Source organism: Microcoleus sp. MON2_D5 (assembly GCF_036701905.1).
Classification (GTDB): Bacteria; Cyanobacteriota; Cyanobacteriia; order Cyanobacteriales; family Microcoleaceae; genus Microcoleus.
In genome coordinates this window covers 1-6,571 of the sequence record NZ_JAUBRM010000168.1, presented here as the reverse complement: position 1 = coordinate 6,571, position 6,571 = coordinate 1, and the positions used below count along the sequence as shown (strand labels likewise).

The 6,571-nt window shown below is 47.1% G+C and carries 7 protein-coding genes; all 7 read right to left on the bottom strand.

From position 1 onward, the window contains the following. Positions 1–92: 92 nt before the first annotated feature. The 7 genes from QUA47_RS29840 to QUA47_RS29810 all read right to left on the bottom strand — a co-directional run bounded on the left by QUA47_RS29840 (position 93) and on the right by QUA47_RS29810 (position 6,394). Complete coding sequence (locus QUA47_RS29840) at positions 93–650, bottom strand: hypothetical protein (RefSeq protein ID WP_333433480.1); 558 nt, start codon at positions 648–650, stop codon at positions 93–95. Further along, positions 638–907 (bottom strand): hypothetical protein, encoded by a 270-nt coding sequence (locus QUA47_RS29835; protein WP_333433479.1) that lies wholly within the window; start codon positions 905–907, stop codon positions 638–640. Before QUA47_RS29835 ends, QUA47_RS29840 begins: the two co-directional genes overlap by 13 nt. Next, positions 904–1,383, bottom strand: coding sequence for a hypothetical protein (locus QUA47_RS29830; protein WP_333433478.1), 480 nt, complete (start codon positions 1,381–1,383; stop codon positions 904–906). Before QUA47_RS29830 ends, QUA47_RS29835 begins: the two co-directional genes overlap by 4 nt. 5 nt (positions 1,384–1,388) lie before the next feature. Continuing rightward, on the bottom strand, positions 1,389–1,847 hold the full coding sequence (locus tag QUA47_RS29825; RefSeq protein WP_333433477.1) for a hypothetical protein: 459 nt from the start codon (positions 1,845–1,847) through the stop codon (positions 1,389–1,391). A 225-nt stretch (positions 1,848–2,072) separates the two neighbouring features. After that, a complete protein-coding gene (locus tag QUA47_RS29820) occupies positions 2,073–2,789 on the bottom strand; it encodes a hypothetical protein (protein ID WP_333433476.1) in 717 nt (238 codons plus the stop codon). Positions 2,790–3,361: 572 nt separating this feature from the next. Continuing rightward, complete coding sequence (locus tag QUA47_RS29815) at positions 3,362–5,779, bottom strand: VapE domain-containing protein (protein WP_333433475.1); 2,418 nt, start codon at positions 5,777–5,779, stop codon at positions 3,362–3,364. A 132-nt stretch (positions 5,780–5,911) separates the two neighbouring features. Further along, complete coding sequence (locus QUA47_RS29810) at positions 5,912–6,394, bottom strand: hypothetical protein (RefSeq protein ID WP_333433474.1); 483 nt, start codon at positions 6,392–6,394, stop codon at positions 5,912–5,914. Positions 6,395–6,571 lie beyond the last annotated feature (177 nt).

Genomic DNA, 6,571 nt, shown 5'->3' with positions numbered 1-6,571 from the left:
CCCGGTGGGAATCCCTTGGTTTAATCTTCGAGCGAGTGTCGCGGCTGGGGGGGGCGGGCCAGCCCAGCTACCCCCCCCAGCCCACGTATCTATTATCCTCCTTTTTCCCTAAATTTATTAAACAATTCCTCAAGCTGCTTTTTACCTTCAGGGTATTTACGCCCCTTCTTGCCCAGGATATTTTCTATAATCCAGGTCGCAGTTTTACCTTGAGTCTGTGCCGCTTCCACTTTCCACCACAGTTGTAAATCACTAGCATCATCGTCGGAAGTGGTAGCGGAAACTTCGGGCTGTAAGTCGTTGCTGTATACCGCTTCTAGGGCTTCCCGAGCGGCTTCCACTTCCTCGCCGGAAGCTGCGAGAATAGCTTCCGCTTCCTTCCGCCGTTGTTGCTCAGCCACGTAGATCGAAGTGCTAAGCTCGTCAGCCACATCGGCATCAATAGCCCGCTCTTTCATTGCCTCAAACTCCTCAGCTTTAGCAACCTTCAGAGCGCACCGCCGACCTTCAAAGCAGCAAGCAAAGCCAGACACCAGGGCAACACCTTGCATGAAGTTATGCAGAGGAGTCTTGCGAGAAAAGATAAACGGCGGAGCCAGCCAGAGAGTCAGCCCAGAGAGAGACAGGATAGACACTTTCAGGAGCGACATAACATCACCCCCGCGCCGACTAAAGCCCCAATTGTGCTGGCAATTAATCTGAACCTGAATTGCAGCAGGTCAATTTTCAGGGTTGCGATGATTGCATCATCAAGTATCCAAGCGCTAGCACTAACAATTAACTTGAGTGCGAACAGCGCTTGCACAAACAGCAATAAGGAATGATGAAGCGATGCCAGCCAGCAAAGAAAGCTGGAGGCGATCGCAGTCAGTAAGAAACTGTCACCAAGTGCAATCGCTCGAATCATTCTTTAGTTCCTCCGAGTAACTTAGCTTTGATAGCCTCAATCCTTTCGGTAGCACGATTTTCGGCTTTCTCAAGCCCTACCCCTAGCTTGGCGTATCCAGGAGCCAAGCCGAGCAAGTGTTTCGCCAACCCCACATCGGCTTGTTTTTTTGTCAGTTCCACGCTCGCAACCACTTTCTGATGCTTGCGGTACGCCTTATGTACTGCGCCGTCCGCTTCTTCAATTTGGCTCGTGGCCTTGAGGTATTTTTTCGTGTAGCGAGCGCCCTCGACTTTTTCCTTTGCCAATTTCTTCCGCTCGTCAGCTTCCTCTTTGGTGTAATAGCGCGGGGCCTCGATTATTGCTGCTGTGCGGATAGATGCAAAATTACCAGGGTTGAGCGGTGTAATTGCCCCCGCATCAGTTGGCGCAGCCAGTTTCTCAGATTTACTCGTGATGGCGTCGCTAATTTCGCCGCCAAATAGTTTGGTCATCATGCCCATTATTTTGCTCCGATTTGAATGTTGACGCGAACTGGAGGAAATAAATTCAGAGGGTTAATCTGTCGCCACATAGACATAGCCAGCACGAAGACCCCCGCCGATGCGAGTACAAATGCGACCAGTTGAGCAAGGTCAACCCAATCTAGAAAACTGATGGAATTTTGGGAAGTGAAGCTGCACACCGGGGATGAACCATCATTAATCCATCCGCTTGTGTCACGCGATTCAACGTCTACAGTGTCTACAGGACAAAGGATGCGCTCAACACATTGACATGAATCCAAGTGCTCATTTTTACGACCAGGGCAATCAACGCAGTAGACCTCGCAAACAGCTTCCCAGGTGGAAGTTTTGGAGAGTTTGCCAAATTTTTTGGCTTCATCGTTAGTTAACCCGAGGCTGTAAGCGTGTGCTTTCAGATGGTCAATACGGCGGCGATTGACGATGGGTTCAGTCATGGCAGAACCTCACGCCAAACGTGAATAATTGCGATCGCCCAAAAAAGCGATCGGCTGGATATGGCATTATATTTACGCTCCAAGCGTTGGAAAGAGAACGTTTGGGGAAGTCGTGACTTGTTTAGCGGTGCAAACGCTACTCAGTCGCGCATCAATCTTCCTTAATTACTTACGATCGCAGTATTCGAGCAGCCTTGTCAAGGGTGACTGGTAAAAAGTTTTGTCTCAACCTCCGAGCAAGCCCAGGAGCGTTTCAATGTCTCCCAAGTCAACTTTAGATTTTTTACGCTTACCTCGGAGCTGGCTAAGAAGTTGCGCCGCATCAGGTAGGGTTTTATCGGAGGATGTGGCGGCGGCCGGAGCAGAATTTTGTTTCAGCTCGGAGAGTTGTGTTTCAATTTCCTTCCGATCGGCGCGTTCCTGCTCAAGCTGAGATTGAAGTTGAACACAAACTAGCGCCTTATTCTCTAGCTCCTTCTGAAATTCATCACAGTTAGTTACCTGTACCTCAAGCTCTTGTTGTAATTCCTGTACTTCTTGGCGAAGTTTACTGGTAACGTGGAGGCTGCTTTCTAAAAGTTTGAGGTAATCCCCCTTAGCGTCTGCTAATTCTTGCTTAAGTGCTTCCAATTCAAAATGTGCCGTTTCAATAAGCGGTAAAACGCTGCTATTGTGTTGTTGAGTTACGTTCGCCCCATCAGTTTCTGTCTCAACTTGCACCATTTCCATAACTGGCTGCATATGAATTGCTACCGTTTCTATAAATGGATTATTACCTTGTAGCAACGATTCTAAAAAATCATTTCGACTCTTCCCTGTTTTTTCAGCTACAGCAGCCAAGCGTTGCCACGTTTCATCGGTGAGATTAACTGATCGCACCTTGCGCGGAGCCTCGGACTTCGGAGCAAACTTGCCAGCGGTATTTCTGATTTTGTTAGTCATTGCCGTTTCCATAAATGGTTGATATCTATATCAAACCATTTCTATAAACGGTTGTCAAGGGTTTTGGATAACCATTTCTATAAATGGCTTAATGCCCTTCCGGGCAGGGTTACGGCTATTTTTCAAATTTCCGTATTGAGTTTGTACACTCCGGGCTAGATTTCTAGCGGAAATTTGAAAAATCCCGCTAGAGGTTTACACGGGAAAAAGCGTTAAAGCCGTCTTGTACTTTTTAAACCTTCGTGACACACTAGGCGAGTAATGTTTATTTGCCTAATTTGCCCAAAACAACCTTAGCAGTTTTGGGCATTTATTAAAATTTGCAATTTTTGAGCGCGAGCGCAAATTCCTTCTTTATTAATCATTTCAGAATCCCTCAAAGCGCTGCGGTGCTAAAAGGCATATCCTGACCCAGGGCTTAAAGGCACTACAGCTAGGCAGGGATAACCCCATTTTCCTACGCACTCCAAAACCTTGTTCTAGGCGGGGATAGTAACATTTCCCAGCCTAGAGTCTGAAGCCATTGAAATTGCGTCAGGATAAAACCACAAAGCCCTAAAGCACTACAACCGCTACAACTTCATTAAGTAAGCTGCGGGAAGTATCGCTGATTTAGGGATTGAGATTGTGACATTCCAGAGAAAGTGTGATTCTTTATCGAGCTTGACTGTGTAGTCAGTTTCACGGCTGCCATACCCTATAAAAGTAACCTCACCATGTTGTCCCTCGTGATTACCTTTTTCAGTAATCACTACCCGATCGCCTTCCTTAATGTCCTTGTGCTTTGCTCCAATGTTTGAGAGAGGCTGCGAGGCGGTGTCAGAGGAAGTGTTACCACCTTGTTCATGAGAGGTGGTAACAGGCTCTAAACCTTGTTGTCGCGAGTTTTGGGCATTGTTGGAGGAAGTGTTACCACCTGGACTCTCAAAAGTCTTTTCAGATTCAGAATAATTATTTTTTTCCGCTCCAACATCGCTGTTAGGTTCTGAGGAATGTTTTGGATTAAAGGTGGTAACAGGTGGTAACGGTATATCTAGGATTGTGTCAGAGAGCAGGTTTTGGGGTGTTACCACCTCTGTTACCACCCCCGTTACCACCTCTGTTACCACCTTCTCCCAGCACTTCTGAAGTCTGCCATCAATTCGCTTTGTGGTCTTCATCCAGCCATTACAGCGCAAGATATCGCTTACCCGCATCTGTTCAGCTTTTTTCTGTTGAGATAGGTCAAGGTCGATTACTTTTTCCAACAGTTCTGCGATGGTACAGGTAGAACGAAACTCTAAATAGTTCAGTATGCTTGCTTCCCATGTATCGCTCGACTGCCAGCCCTTATTTTTCTCACCCAGTAATTTATCTTCATCAGGAGTCAACCACCATTGCTCCCCTGCTTTATAAGCCGCTACAGCAGCAGCCCAAATCTGATCGCGTTCTGCCTCGACTGTTTCGATAGGAATCTTTTGAGTTACTGGAATAACCCAGTAACGCCGTTCACCTGTTGGGTCATGTAAGAATTCTTGACGGTTAGTTGACCCTACAAACACTGACGAGCGGGGAAAATCTTCTATTGACCGTCCATAGGGTCGGCGCAAGCTGTCAATCCGAGATGATAAAAACGCTTTAAGTTGCTCAACTTGTTTTTTCTTGTAAGCAGTCTCAAACTCTGAGAACTCCAGAAGCCAGTAACGCCGTAGCTTCAATTTCTCATCCTTCTCGTTTGATTCGCTGAGATTGTCTGTAAACCAAGATTCGCCCGCTAAGGTTTGCCAGAAGGTGGATTTTAGCTCCCCTTGACCGCCCTGAAGGATACAGAGGGTATCTACCTTGCATCCTGGTTTCATCGCTCTCGCTACAGCAGCAATTAAGGTGCGTTTAAGCAGGATTGCGTCTAACGGGTCATTTGTACCGAAATAACGCTCTGCGAGATTGTTAAGGTCGATGGGGTCAACATCTCCTAGCGAATTCAGGTAATCCCGTACCGGAGAGTAAGCGTATTTTTGAGCCGTGACAACCACTAAGTCAGAAGCAGTCTGTTTGGGGATATCAATTCCTAACTCATCCGCCAACCGAAGATAAACTCGCTCAATGTCTAACTGCCCTCCCTTACCGTTAAGTTCTACCTGTTGAGTCATCTCGTTGAAGCGTAAACGCTCTCCCCAGTGAGTCTCTATCAGGTCTAAAAGTTGCTTGTTTTTTGATTTGCTTGGTGGGTAGGTATTCCCTGTGTCACGCGATTGAGCTGCTGATTTTATGAGAATTGCTCTGAAAGCTTCTATCCCGTTTTTGTTGATGAAATCATCCATCCCTTTAGTTTCTCCATCGGTGCCGGGTTCCCAGTGTCCCGTGATACTTCGCACGTCGCAGCCGTAAGACCTCAAGACTTTTGAGAGCTTAGCTTCCGCAATCCGTACATTTTTGTTAGTAAGAGCATCAGCATCGAATGCAAAGATAAAACCGAAGCCAGCCTCTGCTAGCCTTTTGAGTCCTGGTACTAAATCGGGTTCCCCTTTCTTGCGCGGTGTTAAGCCCATAGTTACTCCAACGAGCGCAACAGTTGGGATGTCAAACTGGCAGCCCATCATTGCTTTGAACCCACCCTCCGTTATGAGTAAGTAAGGTTTGCCGTCAATAGTGAAGCAGCGGGCTTTTAGAGCGTCTAAATCTGCCCAATATGCTTTTATTTCGGGATGCTTTGCCAAAAATACATCATACTCATGCCGTGGTGTGCGGTACTTTGGCAGCTTGCCATCGGGTGAAAACCAGGGGTCATCGGGCCGAAATTGCCACTGACCGTACTCATCAGATATCAGCATGATGCCTGCTGACTTAGCTTTGTATCCCAACATTAACGAGGCATCGGGGATGTTAAAGCTTCTGCAGTTAGCCTCAGCCCATTTTGGAAAAAGACCACGGGCTTGAATTTGGGCTTGATGGTCAGGTGTCAGCTTTAAGTTGATTGTTAGCTGATTGTCGATCGCTGTACAATAGGTCATAAGTCCTTGGCTCGCCCTACGCGAGTTTGAAGGTGGATTAATCCAAAGACCGCTGTTTCAGGTTCCAATTGTTGCAGCGGTTTTTTGGTATTTATTTAGGGTTTCAAAACAGTTAGAGCCTACATTTAGAGCCTACATTGGAATTCGCTCGCTAAAAATAGGCGAGCGGATGGGTAAGTCACTGCGGGCGCAACCATTTGAAGATTCAAGCTTGGGAATAGGGATAAAGACTAGCGGCGGGTCGCGAGTTGATTCAACCTTGCCTCTGAAGTAATCAGGGTCAAAGTCGGGAGGAGGTGTTATTCTTTTTTTCCAAAGGGAATTATCGACCACCCCGTCACGGTGATGTCCTGCGAGCTTAGCCCGCAACATCAACTTAATTTCTCTGGTGATATACTTTTCCGCTAACTTGCTCACACAAGTCCAAAAATCCAAATTCTTTTTGAAAAACCTATGGTAGGTGATGGTTTTGACCAACGAGAGTGGCATCTTTACTATCTGTACCCCCGGAGCCTCATACAGGGGGGCATAGAGTTCAAGCATCCGAAAACCTGGTGCCGAAAGAACGAAGGAATGATGCTCAACAAATTCTATGCAAGAAGCTAAATCCTTCATATTTCGACATCAGGGGAGTTATGCGCTTATCTTCCTTTGGAGGGATTGTAAGTGTAGCAGATATATATTTGTTTTGGGGAGTGTACCGGGTATCACCAATCCCGGTGGGAATCCCTTGGTTTAATCTTCGAGCGAGTGTCGCGGCTGGGGGGGGCGGGCCAGCCCAGCTACCCCCCC

Coding starts and splice junctions, on each gene's coding strand:
- QUA47_RS29810 (WP_333433474.1), bottom strand. CDS start 6,394: ATGAAGGATTTAGCTTCTTGCATAGAATTTGTTGAGCATCATTCCTTC.
- QUA47_RS29820 (WP_333433476.1), bottom strand. CDS start 2,789: ATGACTAACAAAATCAGAAATACCGCTGGCAAGTTTGCTCCGAAGTCC.
- QUA47_RS29840 (WP_333433480.1), bottom strand. CDS start 650: ATGTCGCTCCTGAAAGTGTCTATCCTGTCTCTCTCTGGGCTGACTCTC.
- QUA47_RS29830 (WP_333433478.1), bottom strand. CDS start 1,383: ATGATGACCAAACTATTTGGCGGCGAAATTAGCGACGCCATCACGAGT.
- QUA47_RS29835 (WP_333433479.1), bottom strand. CDS start 907: ATGATTCGAGCGATTGCACTTGGTGACAGTTTCTTACTGACTGCGATC.
- QUA47_RS29825 (WP_333433477.1), bottom strand. CDS start 1,847: ATGACTGAACCCATCGTCAATCGCCGCCGTATTGACCATCTGAAAGCA.
- QUA47_RS29815 (WP_333433475.1), bottom strand. CDS start 5,779: ATGACCTATTGTACAGCGATCGACAATCAGCTAACAATCAACTTAAAG.